General features: G+C 47.0%; 18 protein-coding genes and 1 CRISPR repeat array. Of the genes, 16 read left to right on the top strand and 2 right to left on the bottom strand.

The features are described 5' to 3' along the window. Positions 1–24: 24 nt before the first annotated feature. A complete protein-coding gene (locus IUA53_RS05100) occupies positions 25–1,305 on the top strand; it encodes a M24 family metallopeptidase (protein WP_196898575.1) in 1,281 nt (426 codons plus the stop codon). A 29-nt stretch (positions 1,306–1,334) separates the two neighbouring features. On the opposite strand, the gene IUA53_RS05105 is transcribed toward IUA53_RS05100, so the two are convergent. Continuing rightward, positions 1,335–2,183, bottom strand: coding sequence for a LysR family transcriptional regulator (locus tag IUA53_RS05105; RefSeq protein ID WP_196898577.1), 849 nt, complete (start codon positions 2,181–2,183; stop codon positions 1,335–1,337). 142 nt (positions 2,184–2,325) lie between these two features. Between IUA53_RS05105 and gcvT the strand changes: the two genes are divergently transcribed. From gcvT to cas2e, 13 genes are all read left to right on the top strand, one after another. Continuing rightward, entirely contained in the window at positions 2,326–3,405 is a 1,080-nt protein-coding gene (gcvT, locus tag IUA53_RS05110) for a glycine cleavage system aminomethyltransferase GcvT (RefSeq protein ID WP_196898579.1), read from the top strand. A 39-nt stretch (positions 3,406–3,444) separates the two neighbouring features. Next, complete coding sequence (gene gcvH / locus IUA53_RS05115; protein WP_044057773.1) at positions 3,445–3,834, top strand: glycine cleavage system protein GcvH; 390 nt, start codon at positions 3,445–3,447, stop codon at positions 3,832–3,834. A gap of 118 nt (positions 3,835–3,952) precedes the next feature. Then, positions 3,953–6,850, top strand: a complete 2,898-nt coding sequence (gene gcvP, locus IUA53_RS05120; RefSeq protein ID WP_196898581.1) for an aminomethyl-transferring glycine dehydrogenase — start codon at positions 3,953–3,955, stop codon at positions 6,848–6,850. 145 nt (positions 6,851–6,995) lie between these two features. Then, on the top strand, positions 6,996–7,832 hold the full coding sequence (locus IUA53_RS05125; RefSeq protein ID WP_196898583.1) for a helix-turn-helix transcriptional regulator: 837 nt from the start codon (positions 6,996–6,998) through the stop codon (positions 7,830–7,832). Between the two features lie 118 nt (positions 7,833–7,950). Beyond that, positions 7,951–10,698 (top strand): CRISPR-associated helicase Cas3', encoded by a 2,748-nt coding sequence (cas3, locus tag IUA53_RS05130; protein WP_196898585.1) that lies wholly within the window; start codon positions 7,951–7,953, stop codon positions 10,696–10,698. Further along, positions 10,695–12,302, top strand: a complete 1,608-nt coding sequence (gene casA / locus IUA53_RS05135; RefSeq protein ID WP_196898587.1) for a type I-E CRISPR-associated protein Cse1/CasA — start codon at positions 10,695–10,697, stop codon at positions 12,300–12,302. Before cas3 ends, casA begins: the two co-directional genes overlap by 4 nt. Next, positions 12,302–12,871: a type I-E CRISPR-associated protein Cse2/CasB gene (gene casB / locus IUA53_RS05140; protein WP_196898589.1), complete on the top strand. Its 570-nt coding sequence runs from the start codon at positions 12,302–12,304 to the stop codon at positions 12,869–12,871. Before casA ends, casB begins: the two co-directional genes overlap by 1 nt. Before the next feature lie 44 nt (positions 12,872–12,915). After that, on the top strand, positions 12,916–13,953 hold the full coding sequence (gene cas7e / locus IUA53_RS05145) for a type I-E CRISPR-associated protein Cas7/Cse4/CasC (protein ID WP_196898591.1): 1,038 nt from the start codon (positions 12,916–12,918) through the stop codon (positions 13,951–13,953). A gap of 13 nt (positions 13,954–13,966) precedes the next feature. After that, positions 13,967–14,698, top strand: coding sequence for a type I-E CRISPR-associated protein Cas5/CasD (gene cas5e / locus IUA53_RS05150; RefSeq protein ID WP_196898593.1), 732 nt, complete (start codon positions 13,967–13,969; stop codon positions 14,696–14,698). After that, the gene (cas6e, locus tag IUA53_RS05155) at positions 14,698–15,366 is read left to right on the top strand and encodes a type I-E CRISPR-associated protein Cas6/Cse3/CasE (RefSeq protein WP_196899436.1); all 669 of its coding nucleotides are present in this window, start codon (positions 14,698–14,700) and stop codon (positions 15,364–15,366) included. Before cas5e ends, cas6e begins: the two co-directional genes overlap by 1 nt. Before the next feature lie 21 nt (positions 15,367–15,387). Continuing rightward, positions 15,388–16,209, top strand: coding sequence for a KilA-N domain-containing protein (locus tag IUA53_RS05160; protein WP_196898595.1), 822 nt, complete (start codon positions 15,388–15,390; stop codon positions 16,207–16,209). 2 nt (positions 16,210–16,211) lie between these two features. Then, positions 16,212–17,132, top strand: coding sequence for a type I-E CRISPR-associated endonuclease Cas1e (gene cas1e / locus IUA53_RS05165; RefSeq protein ID WP_196898597.1), 921 nt, complete (start codon positions 16,212–16,214; stop codon positions 17,130–17,132). 5 nt (positions 17,133–17,137) lie between these two features. After that, complete coding sequence (cas2e, locus tag IUA53_RS05170) at positions 17,138–17,440, top strand: type I-E CRISPR-associated endoribonuclease Cas2e (RefSeq protein WP_196898599.1); 303 nt, start codon at positions 17,138–17,140, stop codon at positions 17,438–17,440. Between the two features lie 73 nt (positions 17,441–17,513). Beyond that, positions 17,514–20,777: a CRISPR direct-repeat array (repeat unit 29 nt; unit sequence GTGTTCCCCGTGCCCACGGGGATGAACCG). A gap of 100 nt (positions 20,778–20,877) precedes the next feature. Here the strand turns inward: cas2e and IUA53_RS05175 are convergent. Then, complete coding sequence (locus IUA53_RS05175) at positions 20,878–21,021, bottom strand: hypothetical protein (protein WP_231401260.1); 144 nt, start codon at positions 21,019–21,021, stop codon at positions 20,878–20,880. Positions 21,022–21,230: 209 nt separating this feature from the next. Between IUA53_RS05175 and IUA53_RS05180 the strand changes: the two genes are divergently transcribed. Together IUA53_RS05180 and IUA53_RS05185 are read left to right on the top strand one after the other, a co-directional pair. Then, positions 21,231–21,545, top strand: coding sequence for a helix-turn-helix transcriptional regulator (locus IUA53_RS05180; protein WP_332310804.1), 315 nt, complete (start codon positions 21,231–21,233; stop codon positions 21,543–21,545). Beyond that, positions 21,539–21,763, top strand: a complete 225-nt coding sequence (locus IUA53_RS05185) for a HipA N-terminal domain-containing protein (RefSeq protein ID WP_196898603.1) — start codon at positions 21,539–21,541, stop codon at positions 21,761–21,763. The genes IUA53_RS05180 and IUA53_RS05185 overlap by 7 nt, the downstream gene beginning before the upstream one ends. Positions 21,764–21,813 lie beyond the last annotated feature (50 nt).

Consider the following 21,813-nt stretch of genomic DNA (forward strand, 5'->3'; position numbering starts at 1 on the left):
AATGAAAAACGACAGGGAACAACCATGAATAAACGTGATTTTTTGAAGTTTACCGGCGCAAGTCTGGCGTTGACGCCATTGGCTGGCATGGCCGCTGGCAGTGATTCAGGTAAAAATGTGACTGAATCTTTAAGCAATATAACAGGCTCGGTAAACCCTATTTCTGTTGCAGAGCGAAAGGCGCGTATCGAAAAGGCGCAGCAACTTATGAAGCAGCACAACATGGCTGCCCTGTTAATTGAACCCGGCGCAGCCATGGACTACTTTTCAGGAATACAGTGGTGGCGCAGCGAACGCTTAACTGCGTTAGTGATTCCACAAAAAGGCGACATTGCCGTGGTAACCCCGTTTTTTGAAAAGCCCAGCGTGCTAGAAAGCTTAAAGGTGGGCGACGACGTTCAGGTGTGGAACGAGCACGAGAGCCCTTTTGAGGTAGTAGCAAACATTTTGACGTCACGGGGTATTCGTTCGGGCAACATAGGCTTTGAAAGTAGTGTGCGTTATTTTGTGGTTACCGGCATCAGTAATGCCTTACCGGCTATGAATATCGTTGCCGCAGAGCCTGTGACCTTAGGCTGTAGAATGTATAAAACCGCTGCCGAACTTACCCTGATGCACAAAGCTAATGAAGTGACCCTTCGCGCTTACGAACATGTGTTTAACAACCTGAAGTTGGGCATGAGCCAAGCACAAGTTAAAGGGCTAATGAATGCGGCGCAACGAAAATTAGGGGGCAGTGGCACCTGGTGTTTAGCGTTGTTTAACGACGCCAGTGCGTACCCCCACGGCACCAATGCGAAACAAGTTATTCAAGAAGGCTCTGTTATTTTGCTTGATAGCGGATGCAGTGTGCACGGGTATCAAAGTGATATAAGCCGCACCTTGGTATTTGGCAAAGCGTCGCAAAAAGTGGAAGACGTGTGGAATACCGTACGCGAGGGCCAAAATGTTGCTTTTGCCGCCGCTAAAGTGGGCGCACCTGCCGGTGGTGTTGACGACGCGGTTCGCCAATACTACGCAAGTAAAGGGTATGACAAAAATTATGCCTTACCTGGGTTAAGCCACAGAACCGGCCATGGTATAGGTATGGAAGGGCACGAAAGCGTGAACTTCGTAAGGGGTGAAACCACGCCATTGAACAAAGGCATGTGTTTTTCTAACGAACCCGGGTTATATATTCCGGGTGAGTTCGGCGTGCGGTTGGAAGATTGCCTGTACATGACCGACAAAGGCCCTGCTTACTTTACGACTCCACCAGACAGTTTAGCTAGCCCGTTGGGCACGCTTATGCCATTGCAAGCATAAAACATGGGCTGGCTGAGTTGCCCTAACGGCTATTCAGTGAGCCTAGCTTTAAAAAACTCAGCCAGCGTTTTGCTGATAACCGGGTGTTGAGTGTCTTGGTTAAATAGGCAGATATTCACCCTGCCTAATTTAGGGAGTTTTGGGTGGTTAAGGGGCGATACGTTTTGCGGCAAACTAGAGCGGGCGAGGGCGGTAATGCCTAAGCCTTGCTTAATAGCGGCGACCAGCCCGCCTAAATCGGCGTTAGTGTAAGTAATTTTCCAGGCAAAAGTTTGTTGTTTTAGTTCTTCTATTACCCGGCTTCGGTACATGCATCCATCGGGGGCGAGTACTAACGGAATGCTGTCGCCTACGAGCGGGTGGCTAGCATCACCCACCCACACTACGTCATCTTCAAGTACCACTTCCCCTTCCGTGTCTTCATTGGGGTTTACCAGCGCCAATATTAAATCGAAATGATCACGCTGACTGGGGTGCAGTAAATCACGACTCAAAGCAGACGTGACTTCGAGAGAAACATCGGGATAACGCTTAGAAAACTCACCAATTAAACCCGGTAAAAGGGTAGAGGCAAATTCGTTAGGAATGCCCAACCGTAATCGCCCGCTTAATGGCGCGGGCGTAAGGCTTCTAAAGATATTGTCGTTAAGCTCTAATAATTCTTTAGCTTTAGGATACAACCAATTGCCGTCGGCGCTAGGAACATGTCGCTGGCCCACTTTAGTAAACAGCTTTTTGCCTAATTGGGTTTCAAGCTTTTTAATTTGCAAACTAATCGCAGGTTGAGAACGACCTAAAAAGTCGCCCGCTTTGGCATAGCCACCAAGCTCTATAACGCTAACAAAGGTGCGCAAGTTATCTAACGAAAGCTGTTTCATATAGATTTGAATTCCTGATGTAGTTAAGCGCATACATTATAAATGCAAATGTATTGATAAGAAATTCCAATTTGTTGCATAAGGTGTAGCTCACTATACTCAATGGCGTTTTCTACCTTTCAATTCAAAAAGAGTAAGTGGAATGTCTAACACTACCGCCTTACACGCCAAGCACCTAGAAGCTGGCGCGAAAATGGTCGATTTCTTCGGCTGGGATATGCCCATTAACTATGGTTCACAAATTGAAGAGCATCACGCAGTGCGCAAAGACGCGGGTATGTTCGATGTGTCTCACATGACCATTGTTGATGCAAAGGGCGCGCAAGCGAAAGCCTATCTTCAGTATCTACTTGCAAACGACGTAGCGAAGTTAAAAGACAAAGGCAAAGCGCTGTACAGCGGCATGCTGAATGAAGAAGGCGGTGTAGTAGACGACCTTATTGTTTACCACTTCGACGAAACCAACTACCGCCTAGTGGTTAATTCAGCAACCCGCGAAAAAGACATGAACTGGTTAATGAGCAAAGCCGAAGGCTTTGACGTAACCATCACCGAGCGCCCTGAATTTGCCATGATTGCCGTACAAGGCCCTAACGCAAAAGAAAAAGCAGCCACCTTGTTCAGCGCAGCGCAAAAAGAAGCGGTAGCGGGCATGAAGCCATTCTTTGGCGTACAAGCCGAAGACTTATTCATTGCTACCACAGGTTATACCGGTGAAGCAGGCTACGAAATTATGGTGCCTACTGAGCAAGCCGCAAGCTTCTGGCAAGGCTTATTAGATGCTGGAGTACAGCCTTGCGGGTTAGGTGCACGTGACACGCTGCGTTTAGAAGCGGGTATGAACTTATACGGCCAAGATATGGATGAAACCGTATCGCCACTAGCCGCCAACATGGGCTGGACAATTACATGGGAACCGGCAGAACGTGACTTCGTAGGGCGTAAAGCACTAGAAGCACAGCGCGAAGCAGGTACCGACAAGCTAGTAGGCTTGGTGATGACTGAAAAAGGCGTGCTTCGTCATGGCCTTAAAGTGAAAACAGAAAGCGGCGAAGGCGTTATCACATCTGGTACTTTCTCGCCAACACTAGGTCACTCAATTGCCATGGCACGAGTACCACGTGATGCTGGTGAAACAGTAGAAGTGGAAATGCGCAAAAAGTGGGTTACAGTAAAAGTGGTTAAGCCCTCCTTTGTTCGCAATGGAAAAAGTGTTTTATAAAATAACTTCTTAAGTTTACAAAGATTAACAGGAACGATTATGAGCAACATCCCAACTGATTTACGCTATGCCTCTACCCACGAATGGGTACGCCCAGATGGTGACGGTGTTTTCACTGTAGGTATTTCTGAGCACGCTCAAGGCCTACTTGGCGACATGGTATTTGTAGAGCTGCCAGACGTTGGCGATGCCGTAAGTACTGGCGACGATATTTGTGTTGCTGAATCGGTAAAAGCGGCGTCTGACGTTTATGCACCTATTTCAGGTGAAATTGTTGAAGTTAATGAAGACCTAGAAGACTCACCAGAGCTGGTTAACTCTGACCCCTACGGTGACGGCTGGTTATTCAAAATTAAAGCTGACGATGCGGCAGAAGTAGAAGGCCTACTTGACGCAGAAGGCTACGAAAACAGCATAGACGAAGAGTAATTCGTTACGCCATTTTCATGTAGTACATTTTGAAAAAGGGGCCTATGTATAGCGCCCCTTTTTAAATTTAAGATTTAACGCGCCCTTGCGGCAACCATTACGAGTGCTTAACAACGTTATGTCGAATACTTCCCCAACATTGGCTCAACTAGAGCAAAAAGATACCTTTATCCGCCGTCATATTGGCTCGGGAAAAGGTGAAATTGAAGAAATGCTGTCTGCCATTGGTGCAAGCTCATTAGACGATTTAATTGAGCAAACCGTACCGGCAGGTATTGCGCTACCAGAGCCATTAAAATGTGGTGAAGGGGCGACAGAAGTTGAAGCATTAAATGAACTTAAAGCTGTTGCACAAAAGAACAAAATCAACCGTTCTTTCATTGGTATGGGTTACTACGATACCCACGTACCCAACGTTATTCTTCGCAACGTGCTAGAAAACCCAGGTTGGTATACCGCGTACACGCCCTATCAGCCAGAAATTGCCCAAGGTCGTTTGGAAGCTATCCTTAACTTCCAACAAGTGACCATTGACCTAACTGGCTTAGAGCTAGCATCGGCGTCATTGCTTGATGAAGGTACTGCGGCCGCAGAAGCTATGGGCCTTGCTAAGCGTGTATCTAAGAACAAAAAAGCGAATGCGTTCTTTATTGCCAATGATGTTCACCCACAAACCGTAGACGTGGTAGAAACCCGCGCTGAAATGTTCGGTTTTGAAATCATTAAAGGCGAAGCAGAAGAAGCCGCAGACCACGATATTTTCGGTGCGCTACTTCAATACCCCACTACCACAGGCGAAGTAAAAGACATCAGCGATGTTATTACTGCGGTACAAGCGAAAAAAGGCATAGTAGCAGTAGCGGCAGACCTAATGAGCTTGGTAATGCTTAAATCACCAGGCGAGCTAGGTGCTGATGTGGCACTAGGCAGTGCGCAGCGCTTTGGTGTACCCATGGGGTACGGCGGCCCCCACGCGGCATTCTTTGCTACACGCGACAGCTACAAGCGTTCACTACCAGGGCGTATTATTGGTGTAAGTAAAGACACCCGTGGTCGCCCAGCACTTCGCATGGCGCTACAAACCCGTGAACAACACATTCGCCGTGAAAAAGCCAACTCGAACATTTGTACCGCGCAGGTGCTTCTAGCCAACATGGCAAGCTTCTACGCTGTGTACCACGGCCCACAAGGCTTAAAAACAATTGCCGAGCGTATTCACCGCTTTGCCGACATTTTGGCGACAGGATTAACCCAAAAAGGGCTAGCACTTAAACATAGCACCTACTTCGACACCTTAACCATTATGGTTGACGATAAAGAAGCGGTACTAAACAAGGCTTACGAACAGGGCTTAAATTTACGTGCCGACCTTGAAGGCGCGGTAGGTGTGTCGTTAGATGAAACCACCACCCGTGAAGACATTATTGCACTATTCGATGTGCTTCTAGGTGAAGAGCACGGCCTAACGGTTGAAGACTTAGACGCTAGCGTAACCACACAAGGCGTTAAGTCTATTCCTGACACGCTAGTTCGTACCAGCGACATTTTAACCCATGAAGTGTTCAACAAATATCACTCAGAAACTGAAATGCTTCGCTATATTAAGAGCCTAGAGAACAAAGACTTGGCGCTTAACCACTCGATGATTTCATTGGGTTCGTGCACCATGAAGCTAAACGCAACGGCTGAGATGATCCCAGTAACCTGGGCTGAATTCGGCCAGCTTCACCCGTTTGCACCACTAAACCAAGCCGAAGGTTATCAAGAAATGATTGCCGAGTTGGCTGAGTGGCTCATTAACGTAACAGGCTACGACAACCTTTCAATGCAGCCGAACTCAGGTGCGCAAGGTGAATACGCAGGCTTATTGGCTATTCAGCGTTACCATGAAAGCCGCGGCGAAGGGCACAGAAACGTGTGCCTAATTCCAAGTTCCGCCCACGGTACTAACCCTGCGTCTGCACAAATGGTTAGCCTTAAAGTGGTAGTAGTGGCTTGTGATGCTAACGGTAACGTAGACCTTGACGACCTACGCAAAAAAGCGGAAGAAGTGGGCGAGAACTTATCGTGCGCCATGATCACATACCCGTCTACCCACGGTGTGTACGAAGAAACCGTACGTGAAATGTGTGACATCGTTCATCAGTACGGCGGCCAGGTTTATATGGACGGCGCGAACATGAATGCACAGGTTGGCATTACGTCACCTGGCTTCATTGGTTCTGACGTATCGCACCTTAACTTACACAAAACCTTCTGTATTCCACACGGTGGTGGTGGCCCAGGTATGGGGCCCATTGGTGTTAAATCGCACCTAGCACCGTTCCTACCAAACCATACTGTGGTGAATATTGAAACCGCTGGCAAAAACTGCGGCGCCGTTTCAGCCGCACCATGGGGCAGTGCGTCTATTCTGCCTATTAGCTACATGTACATTAAAATGATGGGCAGCGCTGGTTTACGCAAAGCCACTGAAGTAGCAATTCTAAATGCCAACTATGTAGCTAAGCAGCTAGAAGGGCACTTCCCCGTGCTTTATAAAGGTAACAATGGCCGCGTAGCACACGAATGTATTATTGATCTTCGCCCGCTTAAAGAAGCAAGCGGCGTTACCGAGCTAGATATTGCAAAACGCCTTAACGACTACGGCTTCCACGCCCCAACCATGAGCTTCCCAGTAGCGGGTACGCTTATGATTGAGCCTACAGAGTCGGAAGCGAAGTACGAACTAGACCGTTTCATTAACGCCATGGTTAGCATTCGCCAAGAAATTGCGAAAGTAGAAAGCGGCGAGTGGGATGCCACTGACAACCCGCTACACAACGCGCCACACACATTGGCCGATATTTGTGACAGCGACTGGAACCGTAGCTACGACCGCATGCTAGCGGCATACCCTGCACCAGAAGTACACAGAAACAAATTCTGGCCAACGGTTAACCGTATTGATGACGTTTACGGCGACCGTAACCTGATCTGTTCTTGCCCTAGCATTGAGAGTTATGTTGAGGGGTAGGTTTTTGTTGGTTTAGCAGCGTTGCTGCTAGAGTTTGATTTGAAAGGCGAACCTGTTGGTTCGCCTTTTTTTTGAGCGAGTATTATTTTACAGTTCTTATACTTTAGTTTAATGTTAATGAATTGCAAAGGAAGGTCAAATTGTTATGGAAAACAAAAGCACCTCAAAATACTTTTGGTTTATTGAATTAGTTGCCTACTGGCAGGGGCAGATAAACAGCCGAGAGTTGTGTGATAACTTTGGTATTAGTGTAACGCAAGCTAAAAAGTATATTACTCACTACAGAGACTATTGTCCTACAAACCTCGCCTATTGCAAAAGTACCAAAGCTCACCTCGCACAAGACTCATTTCAACAGCAGTATATTTCTGGCGACGTCAGTGAATATCTCGATTGGCTCAATGGCTTGAACGAAGGTACTGTGTTGACCGCAAATTCAATTACCCACGCAAAACTTCGTTTACCGGCAAGAACAATTTCGCCAAACATCATGAGAGCATTAGTAAGCGCAGTAAAATCAAAGCGTAGAGTAGATGTAGACTACGTTTCGCTTAGCAAAACGACGGAGGAAGGGCGAGTAATTCAGCCACATACCTTCGTGAAAACGGGGCTACGTTGGCATTTACGTGGCTATTGTGAATATCGAGGTGAGTTTAGAGACTTTGTACTCAGTCGTTTTCGGGGCGAGCCGACGTTAATGGGCAAGGCGACACATTTTGAAAGTGATGACTCAGGTTGGAATACAGAAGTCAGTTTGCGCATTCAACCCGACCCTAGATTCTCAAAAGCACAAAGAACTATTATTGAGCAAGACTATAAGATGAGAAATGGCGAATTAGTCATCAAGTCAAAACCCGCGTTAGCGCAATACTTGCTCCAAGAAATGCATGTAAGAACCGAGTTTTTAGCCAAAACACCTCAACAGCAACAGCTCGTACTGGTAAACGAAAGCGACGTAAAAGAATGGCTATTCGGTAATTAGCCGATATATGCGTGCACAATCGGTACACTTAATTTACTGGTTTTATTTACCTCATTGTAGATGAAGTAAAAAAATGGAAATGTACTTAAACAGTATTTTTCGAATATAAAGGAACGGCATGGATAAGGAATTCCCTCCCTATTTTAAATATTGGGGTAAAGCTAAAAAAGACGTTAATCAGGATGGGGCAGACTATCACTTGCTCCCCTACCATTGTTTGGATGTGGCGGCTGTGTGTTATGAGTGGCTTTACGCTGATACTAAACTCTCTGCTGAATTAAGCAATTATTTGGGAATCCCTAGAGCGCAGTTTACATCAATGATGAGCATGTTCATGGCAATGCATGATCTTGGGAAATTTGCATCTGCTTTTCAAGCGTTATTTTCGAACGCTTCATCGTCACTCATTTTTCCCAATAGTCGAAAGTGTTATGACGGTTCACGTTATCGCCATGACAGGTTGGGCACTTGGTTTTGGCGGAAACTGCGCAAGCAAATCTGTGAACGATGTACAGAAGGCAATGGACTAGATAGAAGACAGCAACGGTATTTAACAAAGCCATTGAATATCATCATGGATTGTATGTTGGGACATCATGGTGTGCCGGTAGAACTTGATGAGCCGGGCATTGAAGGATTTACTGAAAGCCAAAACCTAATTGCCGCAGATGCATTTGCTGTAGATCTAATCGCACTATTCCAACCTGAATTTACCGAAGTCATGTATCTAAATGATTCTGAGTGGCTAGCAAAGCTAAGACAAGTCAGTTGGCACATTGCAGGTATAGCTGTGCTTTGTGATTGGATAGGCTCAGATCAAACCGATTTTCCCTATGTTTCAGATGAGATACCGTTAGACGTCTATTGGCAAAATGCTAGAAAACAAGCCCAGAAAGCACTTGAGAGTAAACAACTCATCCGGTCATTTAAAGTTGCGCCTTTCGTTTCTGTTGAGAATAGCTTTGGTTTTAAACCTACACCATTACAGAGCTGGGCTGAAAAAGTAGAGATCGCAGATACCCCCCAGCTATTCATACTTGAAGACGTAACAGGGGCTGGCAAGACAGAAGCTGCGCTTACATTAACCCATAGGCTTATGCAAAAAGGTGTGGCTAGTGGTTTTTATTTTGGTCTACCTACCATGGCTACGTCCAATGCTATGTATAAACGGGTGACCGAACATTACTTAAGTATGTATGAATCAGTGGCAAAAAAGCCCAGTATTGTGTTGGCTCATGGTGCTCGTGAAATGAACTCGCTCTTTCAGCAAACGGTCATCACTTCAGGCAAAGATAACTCTGACTACAACGCAGACGACAAAACTGCCCTCGCAGAGTGTCATCGGTGGCTTGCCGATTCTCGCAAAAAAGCACTGCTTGCACCGGTTGGTGTTGGCACCATTGATCAGGCACTGCTGGCGGTGTTACCTAAAAGGCATCAATCCCTTAGACTCTTAGGGTTACATAATAAAGTCCTGATTTTTGATGAAGTCCATGCGGCAGACGAATATATGTTTGAACTGCTGGAAGGATTACTAAAACTGCATTTGCATCAGGGCGGTAGTGTTATTTTATTAACGGCCACATTACCCCTAAAACAGCGTAAGAAGCTGGTAGAAATATGGCAAACGGCATCACGGGACGAAGTGATTTTGCCAAAGAAAACCTGCTTCTCTGATTTTCCTCTTGCCACTCAAGTTGCGCCCGGAACAGTGAATCCAGTGCAAGAAGCCACAATGCCTAGTCGGGAAGCAGTGAGTAGAGCGGTAAAGGTGACTTTTCTGCATGATGAAGCGAGTTGTATTGAGCGCATTATCAACACCACAGAAAGCGGAGACTGCGTAGTTTGGGTGCGCAATTCTGTTGATGATGCTCTAGCCGCATACTCAGTATTGTCTGTTCAGATGAGTAACCCCGATGATTGTATTTTATTTCATAGCCGGTTCACCCTAAATGATAGAAATTTTATTGAAGCAAAAGTTCTGAATGTATTCGGTAAGCATGCTGAAGTAGGTACTCGAGCCGGTAAAGTCCTTATAGCGACTCAGGTTTTCCAGGAAAGTTTAGATGCAGACTGTGACCTGATGATTTCAGATATTTGCCCAATTGATGATTTGATACAACGGGCTGGACGCTTACATCGTCATTCCCGAGATAAGTTTGGCAAATTTACTCCGAATAAATCAGATCAGCGAGGGCAACCCGAATTAATTGTGCATACACCACATTGGACTGATAACCCCAGTGATGAATGGGTAAGTAAAGATTTCAGAAATATCAGCTATGTCTACCCATCAGCAGGCAGGTTATGGCTGGGCATGAGAGAGTTGCTGAAATTAGGCTCCATGCGTATGCCACAGGATGCCAGACAGTTAATCGAAGCGGTATATAGCGATGAAGGTAGAGAGCAAATCCCTGCTAGTTTAATTGCACAGGAGCAACAGGTTCTCGGCGATGAACGAGCGAGAGAAAATCAAGCATTTGCCAGAAAGCTCAACTGGGAAACGGGATATCAAATAACGAACCGAGGGCGCTGGGAAGAAGATGAGATTGAAATTAATACCCGGCTAAGTGAGCGGGAAGAAGTGCAGGTGGTATTACTAAAGGTAAGTGAGCAGGACCATCTTACTTTTTGGTGCGAGCATAAACAGCATGCAATACAGCTAAGCACATTGAAACTCGCAAAAAATAAGTACGCAGACAATTTAAGCCCAGTGCCGGAAAAATATCAGGCACAACTGGAAGAATTACAAACGAAATACCCAGTACTTAAATCTAAACAATGTTGGATACCAGAGCAGGATGAGCGGTTTGGTTATTCTCCTGTATCTGGTTTTTATCAAAAAAACATCAAGGAAGAGCTATGAACTTACTCAAAGATCCTTGGCTGTTATTTAACGTGCAACAACCAGATGGAAGCATAGCTGAACAAACGTTGCCGATAACCGCCATTGCAAAACCAGAAGTCATCGACTTTGCATTACCCAGAGCCGATTTTCAGGGTGCAGCCTATCAGTTTGCGATTGGGCTATTGCAAACCTGTTTCTCGCCTGATGATGAGTTTGAATGGGAAGATAACTATCTTGAACCACCAACAGAAGATGCCCTTCGGCAAGCTTTTTCAAAAGTAGAACATGCATTCAATGCCACAGGTGATGGCCCGCTGTTTATGCAGGATTTCGACAGCTTGGAAGAGGCAAAGCGAAACTCAATCTCAGGTTTACTCATCGAAGCGCCGGGTGGAAATGGCTTAAAGCTGAATACCGATCACTTTGTTAAAAGAGGGGGTGGTGAAGCCATGTCTTTGCCCATGGCGGTTTTGGCGCTTTTTACTCTCCAAATAAATGCACCAGCGGGTGGGCAGGGTAATCGCACCGGGCTTCGCGGTGGCGGCCCTTTAACAACTCTCGTGATGCCGCAGCAAGAACTCGCTCCGCTTTGGCAGAGGCTTTGGCTCAACATAACTCCAAAAGATGACAATTACTCCGAGCCTGATTTTGACAGCGACACATTATTCCCATGGTTAGGCAAAACTCGAGTAAGTGCAAAGAAGGGAAGCGAAGTTTATCAAAAAGATGTACACCCGTTGCATATGTTCTGGGCGATGCCAAGACGCATAAGACTGATCGTCGAAGATGTTGCTGGCGAATGCAAAATTACAGGTAAGCCTTGTAGCCAATTAGTGAAACTGTATAAGACTCAGAATTACGGTGCAAATTATGCGGGATCGTGGTCACACCCCCTTACACCCTATAAGCGTGACTTAAAAAAGCCGGATCAGGAAGACTTGTCGACCAAAGGCCAGCCTGGAGGAATTACTTATAAGGTTTGGGATGTGCTGACACTAACGGGCTCTCCGGATGGTGGCAAGACTCAGCAGATGTGTGCGAGGGTGGTTCGTTCTTTTAATAGTCTGGTGAGCGAAGACATTATAGATGATGTAACGGTACAAGCCAGATTATGGGTATTTGGCTACGACATGGATAACATGAAAGCTCGTGGATGGTATTCAGAATTTATGCCGCTTTATCAGTTCCCGTCGGCTAAGCAACAACATATCCTTGATCACATCAAAGAGCTTCAGTCAATAGCCACTGATGCCCTATGGCATTGTCGTAGCCAGATAAAAGCGGCGTGGTTTGATAAACCCGGTGATGCAAAAGGGGACTTCAGTTTTATCGATGCTGCCTTTTGGCAACAAACCCAATCCGATTTTTTTACCGCTGTGCAACAGTTGATGAGTAGTGAGTCTCAGTATTTGAGTTCAATGGATGCAAAACATTGGATATCTACGCTCAGGAATGTTGCGTTGTCCTTATTTGATGAATATGCGCTATCTGAACTGGGTTCTGAACGGACGATGGCTAAGCGAGTTACAGCAAGAAAAAGCTTGTTAAAAGGGCTGTACTCAAAATCATTCAAAAATTTTGAAAAGGAACATCAAATTGAGCCGATTAAGGAGACAAACTAATGGATAAAGAGCTAATTCAACGTGGTGTATCAACAGCGCTCCGCTGGTGGAAGTCTATGTATGCCAGTGCGGGTGAGTTGAAAAAAGAGGGTATTCAGGCTGCACCAACCGCTTGGAAAGCTGAACTAAAAAGAGCTGAGTCTATTGACGCGGTGTTGTTAACACAGGGCTTTAGGGCTCTTTGGATTTCGTTAAGTAGTGAAATAACCGAAGGCAACGAAAAGCAAGTGAGTCACAACATGTTTGGTTGGGCTATGGTTGCTGGAGCACTCGTTTCCATAACAGAAAATCATGCTCAAAGCTTTGCTAAATTAGCCGGGAAAAAGGGCGACGGAGAGAAGCCTGTGGTAAGCGAAATGCGTTTCGCTCAATTGCAACAGGCGCAAACGCCAGAAGAGTTTTTACGCCGAATCAGGCGAATTTTGAAACAGTTGAAAGGCAAGGCATCAGTGGCACAGTTAGCCAAAGATACCTGTAACTGGAATCAGGAACTGACATCAAATTACCCCAGGCAAGCTGACAAACGCATAGCGGTACGCTGGGCAATGGATTACTACCAGGCAAACTAATCAAAAGCGCCTGAATAACTATTTTTTGAAAAAGGATTAATCACATGAGCAAATTTATTCAACTTCACTTACTAACTTCCTACGCGCCGTCAAACTTAAACCGTGATGACCTCGGACGCCCTAAAACAGCAAAAATGGGCGGGTTTGATCGTTTACGTGTGAGTTCACAAAGTTTGAAGAGAAACTGGCGTGTGTCTGAGTTATTCGAAGAAGCCATGATTGGCGAAATCGGCGTTCGCACCAAAAAGCTCGGTGAAGAAGTATTTAACACCTTGGTTACCGGTGGCGTGAAAGAGAAGCAAGCGACAACATGGGCTTCATCTATTGCAGGGGTTTTTGGCAAGGTTAAAAAAGACAAGCCATTAGAAATTGAGCAACTTGCCCATATCAGTACGGCTGAAAAACAAGCCGTATTGGCATTAGCTAAGTTGCTTTGCCATGAGCAGCGCGAGCCAAGTGCTGATGAATTGAAATTGTTAAAAGCAGACCGCACTTCGGTTGATATTGCCCTATTCGGCAGAATGCTGGCATCCAGCCCAGAGTTCAATGTAGAAGCCGCTTGTCAGGTAGCCCATTCAATCAGTGTTCACAAGGTATTGGTGGAAGATGACTATTTTACCGCTGTTGATGACTTAAACGATGGTAAAACAGACACTGGCTCAGCCCACATAGGTGAAGCTAACTTTGCGGCGGCGTTGTTCTATAGCTATATCTGCATTAACAAAACTCAGCTAGTCGAAAACCTTGGCGGTAATGCCTCCTTGGCAGATAACGCTATAAAAGCACTGACCGAAGCGGCGGTAAAAGTTTCTCCCAAAGGCAAGCAAAACAGTTTTGCTTCACGCGCCTACGCCAGCTATGTCATGGCTGAACTTGGTGAACAACAGCCACGTTCACTTTCAGTATCGTATCTTAAGCCGGTTCAGGACGAAGATATGGCTGATGCGGCAATTACCGCAATAGAAAAACAGGCGGCGAATTTTGACGCGGTTTACGGCAAATGTGCAGATGCGCGTTATACAATTAACGCTGTAAAAGGCGAAGGTACGTTAAACGAATTATTAGATTTCGTTGCAAAGTAATTGGAGCGTAACAATGAAAGAATATTTAGTCTTTCGGCTCTATGGAGCAATGGCGAGTTGGGGCGTGCCTGCAGTGGGAGGCGATAGAGCCACTGCGATTGCACCCACGCGTTCAGCACTGTTGGGTTTGCTCGGTGCTGCATTGGGGGTCACCAGAGATAATGCTACGAAACTAGAGGCGCTTCAGCAAAGTGTTTCTTTTGGTGTTAAGCAATGTGTACCCAGTTCAATATTGCGGGATTATCATACGGCACAGGTGCCATCAGAAAAAAGAGGCGTTACTCATTTCACCCGCAAGAGCGAGTTAAGTGAAGCAAAGTTGAATACGGTATTATCCAGCCGGGATTACCGCTGTGATGGTGTTTGGATAGTAGCAGTTTTGTTAAAGGGTAAGCCTCAAGTAACTCTTTCAGCCATAAAAGACGCGTTGGAAAAACCGGTATTTCCCCTCTACTTGGGACGTAAATCTTGCCCTCTTAGTTTACCACTTTCACCAAAGTCTATTGAAACTGAGACACTGCAGCAAGCTTTAGATACCGATTTCCCCCCTGTTGTTTCAGAACAATCAGACAAATATTGGTTTGGTGCTAACGGCTTTGTAACTTATTTTTGGGAAGGTGCTGTGACGGAATTTGACGGTGAACTCACGCAGTCTTACCAACCTTGGGATGAGCCAGTTCATCGCGGGAGATGGCAGTTCAAACAGCGGACTATGCATCAAATAACAATGCAGGAGGCTAAGTGATGTATCTATCAAAAGTCACAATGAAATCGAGTCCGCAAACTGCACAGGAATTAGCAAAGCTTCAACGTAATGGCGTTTATGCATCACACCAGTTAATTTGGCAATTGTTTACAAATGATGCAGAAAGGTCATTTCTTTATCGTGAAGAAATCGGAGCAACGGGCATGCCGGAATTTTACGTTTTGTCTAAAACAGAGCCGCAAGCAAATTTACCTATCTTTTCGAGTGTAACAAAAGTATTTGAGCCTAAATTAGACAAGGGGCAGCGGCTGTCATTCAAGCTAAGAGTTAACCCTACCGTTTGTGTAAAAGGTGAGGGTGGAAAGCAGCGCCGCCATGATGTGATGATGCAGGCGAAGTATAGTGTCAAAAACGAATTATTGGATGCACAAAAGCTCAAGATGCATATGGAGCAAGCTGCAATTGGCTGGTTGAGCAACGAGAAAAGATTGGATGAATGGGGGATTACTCTTGATTGCCAACCAGCCATTGATGGCTATACCCAGCACAAGGTTCAGAAAAAACGTCATCAAATACAGTTTTCAAGCGTTGATTATCAGGGCATGTTAACAGTTAAAGACCCACTAAAATTCATAAACCAATACGCCAAGGGATTTGGCAGAGCCAAAGGAATGGGCTGCGGATTAATGATGATTAAACGAGCGTGAAACTACAAAACAGGGACGTTTATGAAACCAAAACTACAAGTACTTGAACAAACAATCGCGACCATGACCAATGAGGGAGGGGAGTATATTTGCATTACTGATATTGCAAAGTATAAAAACTCTGCTCGTTCCGACGATCTTATTCGAAACTGGTTACGAAATCGCAATACTATCGAGTTTTTGGGTATCTGGGAGCAACTCAATAATTCGAAATTTAATCCCGTCGAATTCGACGGGTTTAAAAAAGAAGCAGGATTGAATAGTTTTACACTTACCCCAAAACAATGGATAGAGAAAACCAACGCCATAGGGCTTATTTCAAAAGCCGGCCGCTATGGCGGTACTTATGCACAAAAAGACATTGCCTTTGAATTTGCCAGTTGGATTTCAGTTGAATTTAAACTCTATTTGATTAAAGAGTTCCAACGATTAAAAGAACAAGAATTTGAAAAACTCGGCTGGGATATTCGACGCAATCTCGCAAAAGTGAATTACCTGATTCACACAGATGCGGTCAAGGAACACCTTATTCCTGAAACGCTCAGTAAGCAACAAATAGCCTGTGTATACGCCAGCGAAGCTGATTTACTTAATGTTGCACTTTTTGGTGTAACGGCTAAGCAATGGCGCAATGAAAACCCCAAGCACAGCGGTAATATGCGTGATCATGCCAATATTCACCAGCTTGTTTGTTTGGCCAACATGGAATCTATGAATGCCCATTTTATTCAACAGGGCATGGTGCAATCTGAACGAATTGTAAAACTGAATGAATTAGCTATTCAGCAAATGCAGGTACTGATAGCAGCCAATACCACCAAGAATCCTTTATTAAAGGGGTAAATATGGCATTCATTCCACTTAAACCTATCCCTATTAAAGATCGCAATTCAATGATTTTTGTTGGTATGGGGCGAATAGATGTGAAAGACGGCGCGTTTGTGGTTATCGATGAGGTACACGGCGAGCGGATGCATATTCCAGTGGGATCGGTTGTGTGTATTATGCTTGAACCAGGTACACGAGTTTCCCATGCGGCAGTAAAGCTGGCAGCTCAGGTTGGCACATTGTTAATTTGGGTTGGGGAAGCTGGGGTTAGGCTGTATGCTGCTGGTCAACCTGGCGGTGCACGCTCAGACAAGTTGTTATACCAAGCTAAACTGGCACTGGATGAAAACTTGCGATTGAAAGTGGTTCGTAAAATGTTCGAACTGAGATTTGGAGAACCAGCACCAGAGCGACGAAGCATAGAGCAATTGCGCGGAATTGAAGGAGCACGCGTACGCAAAACCTATGAACTGCTTGCGAAGCAGTATGGTATTGAATGGCGAGGACGAAAATACGACCCCAAAGATTGGGAAAAAGGCGATGTCGTTAATCAATGTATTAGCGCCGCCACGTCTTGTTTATATGGTGTAACAGAAGCAGCAATTTTAGCGGCTGGATACGCCCCCGCTATTGGTTTTATTCATTCAGGTAAGCCTTTGTCTTTCGTTTATGATATGGCGGATATAGTGAAATTCGAGTCTGTAGTACCGGAAGCATTCAAGATAGCCTCAAAACACCCCCGAAGTCCTGATAGAGAAGTACGGGTTGCGTGTCGTAATATTTTTCGGGAAACCAAGGTATTAAACCGCCTTATTCCGCTAATTGAAGAAATCCTAAGTGCTGGAGAGATTACTCCTCCAGCGGCCCCTAAGGATAGCCAACCTCCCGCGATACCCGAACCTACGAATATCGGAAACGAAGGGCATAGAACAGGGTAAGTATTATGGCAATGTTAACTGTAGTGACTGAAGCTGTGCCTCATAGACTAAGAGGCCGGCTTGCCGTTTGGTTGTTAGAAGTTAGAGCTGGCGTATACGTTGGAAATGTTTCAAGGCGGGTTCGGGAAATGATTTGGTTTCATATAACCGAGTTGGCTGATGAAGGGAATGTAGTAATGGCATGGTCTACCAATAATGAGTCTGGCTTTGAATTTCAAACTTTTGGTGAGAATAGACGAGAACCAATTGACGTTGATGGACTAAGGCTAGTTCGATTTTTACCTCTTGATTCTAACCAAAATTCTTAACTTTGTTCTTTAAAAAGTTGGTGTATTTTTAATTTTCAATATTCCTTTTATAGATCAATTGTCTATCATTAGAGTGTTCCCCGTGCCCACGGGGATGAACCGAGCCAGGCAATCTGGATGGCGCGTTAGATGAAGTGTTCCCCGTGCCCACGGGGATGAACCGATGAAGCGAGAGAGGAAGAGCTACAGAAAGAAGTGTTCCCCGTGCCCACGGGGATGAACCGCCTACAACAGTATGGTTGGTATACCTATTGTAGTGTTCCCCGTGCCCACGGGGATGAACCGTTAGCTATATTGGACTATGAACTTTATTTCCAGTGTTCCCCGTGCCCACGGGGATGAACCGGGATTCAGGTACCCATTGCTGAATATTTTCTGGTGTTCCCCGTGCCCACGGGGATGAACCGCAGCAATAAATGCAGGGCAAGAACCGAGTGTTGTGTTCCCCGTGCCCACGGGGATGAACCGTACATGGGAATGGACAGATAATGCAGCATTAAGTGTTCCCCGTGCCCACGGGGATGAACCGCGTATATGCGCGTAAACCCAGATAACAATGGCGTGTTCCCCGTGCCCACGGGGATGAACCGGTTGAGTTGGACTTTCTCGCTACTGGGTTAGGGTGTTCCCCGTGCCCACGGGGATGAACCGTCGCAGGAAATATCCCTATATACCCCGATTTAGTGTTCCCCGTGCCCACGGGGATGAACCGGCGTTTTTATCGCGAGTGTTTCGCTGGGCATAGTGTTCCCCGTGCCCACGGGGATGAACCGCGTTAAAAGTGATGCTCGCCCCTGGTTATTGCGTGTTCCCCGTGCCCACGGGGATGAACCGTTACGCGGCTGTCTATAAACAACGTTGCCGAAGTGTTCCCCGTGCCCACGGGGATGAACCGGCTAAATCGGAGGTTACAACATAGGCTGACTCGTGTTCCCCGTGCCCACGGGGATGAACCGCCATCTGAGGTTAGCGCTTTAATGGCACCACCGTGTTCCCCGTGCCCACGGGGATGAACCGCAGTAGTGACCGGCCAAGCGGCCAAGAAAGCGGTGTTCCCCGTGCCCACGGGGATGAACCGTCAGGTGGAGCTAAAACCCATCAAGCCGACGAGTGTTCCCCGTGCCCACGGGGATGAACCGTCTTCACAATCGCCGCGAAACGGCTTGTCTATGTGTTCCCCGTGCCCACGGGGATGAACCGCTTAATTCCGCTGCCAAAATCCGAAGGCTGGCGTGTTCCCCGTGCCCACGGGGATGAACCGCATACGCTAACGTTAATACCACTATCTCTAGCGTGTTCCCCGTGCCCACGGGGATGAACCGATGGAACTACGTATTTGGGGGGAGGCCTTACAGTGTTCCCCGTGCCCACGGGGATGAACCGGGTTTTCACTCCGCATTCCCCTGAAACTTGACGTGTTCCCCGTGCCCACGGGGATGAACCGCGAGGGCGGCATAAGTGGCACCAAGGCGCAGGGTGTTCCCCGTGCCCACGGGGATGAACCGAGGGGAGGCGTATATTTAAACCATACCAAGACGTGTTCCCCGTGCCCACGGGGATGAACCGAACGGCGGTGGAGATATCCGTCTTTGTGAAAAGTGTTCCCCGTGCCCACGGGGATGAACCGGTAGAAACTGTGCTTCGCAAAATCAAATGGCCGTGTTCCCCGTGCCCACGGGGATGAACCGTGCCAGCAGAAAAATCCCCGGCGTCAACGTACGTGTTCCCCGTGCCCACGGGGATGAACCGTATCGACCCAGAAATTATATCTCGTATCCAATGTGTTCCCCGTGCCCACGGGGATGAACCGTTTTTACTTCAACGGTCATTGGTTTGTTATTCGTGTTCCCCGTGCCCACGGGGATGAACCGCCCATGTCGCCTTTAAAGAAAAGCAGAATCCCGTGTTCCCCGTGCCCACGGGGATGAACCGTTGAAAATATTGATGAGGAGAGTCGTGTTGTCGTGTTCCCCGTGCCCACGGGGATGAACCGCAGTTACAGGAGCTTACACGGGGCGATCAGAGGTGTTCCCCGTGCCCACGGGGATGAACCGGGGGTGAGTGATGCATCATTTACAAGCAAAAGGTGTTCCCCGTGCCCACGGGGATGAACCGGGCGGCGTTATACTGTCAGAGCCTGAAAACGGGTGTTCCCCGTGCCCACGGGGATGAACCGCTATACAAGTAGCTCCGGGCCTATTCCCCTTGCGTGTTCCCCGTGCCCACGGGGATGAACCGTAATGCAAGCATTAAAGGGGAATTTTGGAAGAGTGTTCCCCGTGCCCACGGGGATGAACCGAAACAACGGCTGAAATTTTTGATGACACGGTGGTGTTCCCCGTGCCCACGGGGATGAACCGCATGTACTCTTTGATGGCATTGAAATAACTGTGTGTTCCCCGTGCCCACGGGGATGAACCGCTTCTACCACTTGCCCAGCATGACCACGCATAGTGTTCCCCGTGCCCACGGGGATGAACCGGTTGTTGGGGCATATCTGGAGGATTACTTAGCGTGTTCCCCGTGCCCACGGGGATGAACCGCTTATCTTCTATTTTTGGTATATGTCGGCCAGGTGTTCCCCGTGCCCACGGGGATGAACCGGGTTTAGCTCGAAACATTACGAGCATGAAATCGTGTTCCCCGTGCCCACGGGGATGAACCGCGATTGAGGCATTGGAGTTGAGAGAGCTATGAGTGTTCCCCGTGCCCACGGGGATGAACCGAGGGTAAGATCACGCACTTGCTACGCTGGGGCGTGTTCCCCGTGCCCACGGGGATGAACCGTTCAAAGCTCAGGAGGTTGGGCATAATGCTGGGTGTTCCCCGTGCCCACGGGGATGAACCGTAAACGAAGGCAAAGACTGCTTTTTCACTGAAGTGTTCCCCGTGCCCACGGGGATGAACCGAGTGGGTGCGAGTTCCCGCTGGGGAATTGAAGGTGTTCCCCGTGCCCACGGGGATGAACCGCCATCTTGACGCAGCGAGAACTCGATAAACTGGTGTTCCCCGTGCCCACGGGGATGAACCGGCACTAATCAAACCTCTGATTATTTCAATCACGTGTTCCCCGTGCCCACGGGGATGAACCGGCGCGGTTTTAGGTGTCCAATTACGCACCGTAGTGTTCCCCGTGCCCACGGGGATGAACCGGTTTGTAGAGTGTGACCCTTCAGCTACTAACGGGTGTTCCCCGTGCCCACGGGGATGAACCGGGCGCTAAGTGCGCCCAGTTTAAAGGTATGTTGTGTTCCCCGTGCCCACGGGGATGAACCGAGGATGTATCTCGCTTGGCGAAACAGGGAGGGGTGTTCCCCGTGCCCACGGGGATGAGCCGCGGAATATGGAGGACTTTAAATACGGTATTTAGGGAGTTAAGGGTCAGAGTACATTATCGCTCAGACTGGCAATGTCCACTTCCCCTAAACTAAGACTGATTAAACTAGTGATGCCAAAAGCTTTGTAAAAGGCACAATATCTTGTTTGGCGCTGGCTACTTCCAACGCTTGCATATATTCATCTCGCCGCGTAACCGGCACAATTGTCCAAGGGTAGCCACCAGATGCCATCATTAGATTCATGATAAATTTCCCCATTCTCCCGTTACCATCAAAGTAAGGGACAACAGCTTGTTGCCCCATTATGCAGCGATGTTTATGCTCACCTGCGATTATCGCTTTCATCTGTTATGAATGATGTGTCCTAAAGATCACATAAAGCCCCAAAATGGTTACTCTAATAGGTTAAAAGGCACTTAACGTAACCAAAAGTGCACTTTATAGTGAAAGGTGTGACAGCTGCAGCATTAGCAGAAGAGATCGGCGACAGATTGAAGCAAGCTCGACTAAATCGAAACTTAACACAAGCAGAAGTTGCGGAGCTTGCTGGCATTGCTCGCAAAACGGTTTTAAATGCAGAAAAGGGAAAAGTTCAGCTCAACATCATGATTGCTATATTAATGGCATTAGACCTCACGCAGCAGATTGATCTATTTCTTCCTAAACAAGAAATTTCTCCCTTACAGCTGGCCAAACTGCAAGGAAAGAAAAGGCAGAGAGCCTCTGGCCAGCGCAGTAACAAAGATGAGGAAACACCAGAATGGTAATGGAAGCCATTACAATAACATACCAAGACGATGTTGTTGGTGCAGTGAGTTTTGACACTGAAAAGGGACTTGGGTCATTTGAATATGATCCAGGCTTCATTAAAAAAGATATCGAGCTGTCCCCGATCAAAATGCCATTATCGAATCGTATTTATAGCTTTCCCGAACTGGATTTCAATACCTTTAAACTCGACCTCATTAAAGAGTTTCAGCGATGAAAAGAACAAAAATTCCTATAACTGCGCGGGAATATTCGCCGCAATCTGGC

Origin of the sequence: Alteromonas sp. B31-7 (assembly GCF_015767655.1) — a bacterium.
Lineage (GTDB): Bacteria > Pseudomonadota > Gammaproteobacteria > Enterobacterales > Alteromonadaceae > Alteromonas > Alteromonas australica.

What these genes read in the sequence shown, in the direction of transcription:
- cas5e (WP_196898593.1), top strand. Translation starts at nt 13,967, where the DNA reads ATGAAAGAATATTTAGTCTTTCGGCTCTATGGAGCAATGGCGAGTTGG.
- cas3 (WP_196898585.1), top strand. Translation starts at nt 7,951, where the DNA reads ATGGATAAGGAATTCCCTCCCTATTTTAAATATTGGGGTAAAGCTAAA.
- IUA53_RS05160 (WP_196898595.1), top strand. Translation starts at nt 15,388, where the DNA reads ATGAAACCAAAACTACAAGTACTTGAACAAACAATCGCGACCATGACC.
- IUA53_RS05185 (WP_196898603.1), top strand. Translation starts at nt 21,539, where the DNA reads ATGGTAATGGAAGCCATTACAATAACATACCAAGACGATGTTGTTGGT.
- gcvT (WP_196898579.1), top strand. Translation starts at nt 2,326, where the DNA reads ATGTCTAACACTACCGCCTTACACGCCAAGCACCTAGAAGCTGGCGCG.
- cas7e (WP_196898591.1), top strand. Translation starts at nt 12,916, where the DNA reads ATGAGCAAATTTATTCAACTTCACTTACTAACTTCCTACGCGCCGTCA.
- cas1e (WP_196898597.1), top strand. Translation starts at nt 16,212, where the DNA reads ATGGCATTCATTCCACTTAAACCTATCCCTATTAAAGATCGCAATTCA.
- casB (WP_196898589.1), top strand. Translation starts at nt 12,302, where the DNA reads ATGGATAAAGAGCTAATTCAACGTGGTGTATCAACAGCGCTCCGCTGG.
- gcvH (WP_044057773.1), top strand. Translation starts at nt 3,445, where the DNA reads ATGAGCAACATCCCAACTGATTTACGCTATGCCTCTACCCACGAATGG.
- cas6e (WP_196899436.1), top strand. Translation starts at nt 14,698, where the DNA reads ATGTATCTATCAAAAGTCACAATGAAATCGAGTCCGCAAACTGCACAG.
- cas2e (WP_196898599.1), top strand. Translation starts at nt 17,138, where the DNA reads ATGGCAATGTTAACTGTAGTGACTGAAGCTGTGCCTCATAGACTAAGA.
- IUA53_RS05125 (WP_196898583.1), top strand. Translation starts at nt 6,996, where the DNA reads ATGGAAAACAAAAGCACCTCAAAATACTTTTGGTTTATTGAATTAGTT.
- IUA53_RS05105 (WP_196898577.1), bottom strand. Translation starts at nt 2,183, where the DNA reads ATGAAACAGCTTTCGTTAGATAACTTGCGCACCTTTGTTAGCGTTATA.
- gcvP (WP_196898581.1), top strand. Translation starts at nt 3,953, where the DNA reads ATGTCGAATACTTCCCCAACATTGGCTCAACTAGAGCAAAAAGATACC.
- casA (WP_196898587.1), top strand. Translation starts at nt 10,695, where the DNA reads ATGAACTTACTCAAAGATCCTTGGCTGTTATTTAACGTGCAACAACCA.
- IUA53_RS05175 (WP_231401260.1), bottom strand. Translation starts at nt 21,021, where the DNA reads ATGAATCTAATGATGGCATCTGGTGGCTACCCTTGGACAATTGTGCCG.
- IUA53_RS05100 (WP_196898575.1), top strand. Translation starts at nt 25, where the DNA reads ATGAATAAACGTGATTTTTTGAAGTTTACCGGCGCAAGTCTGGCGTTG.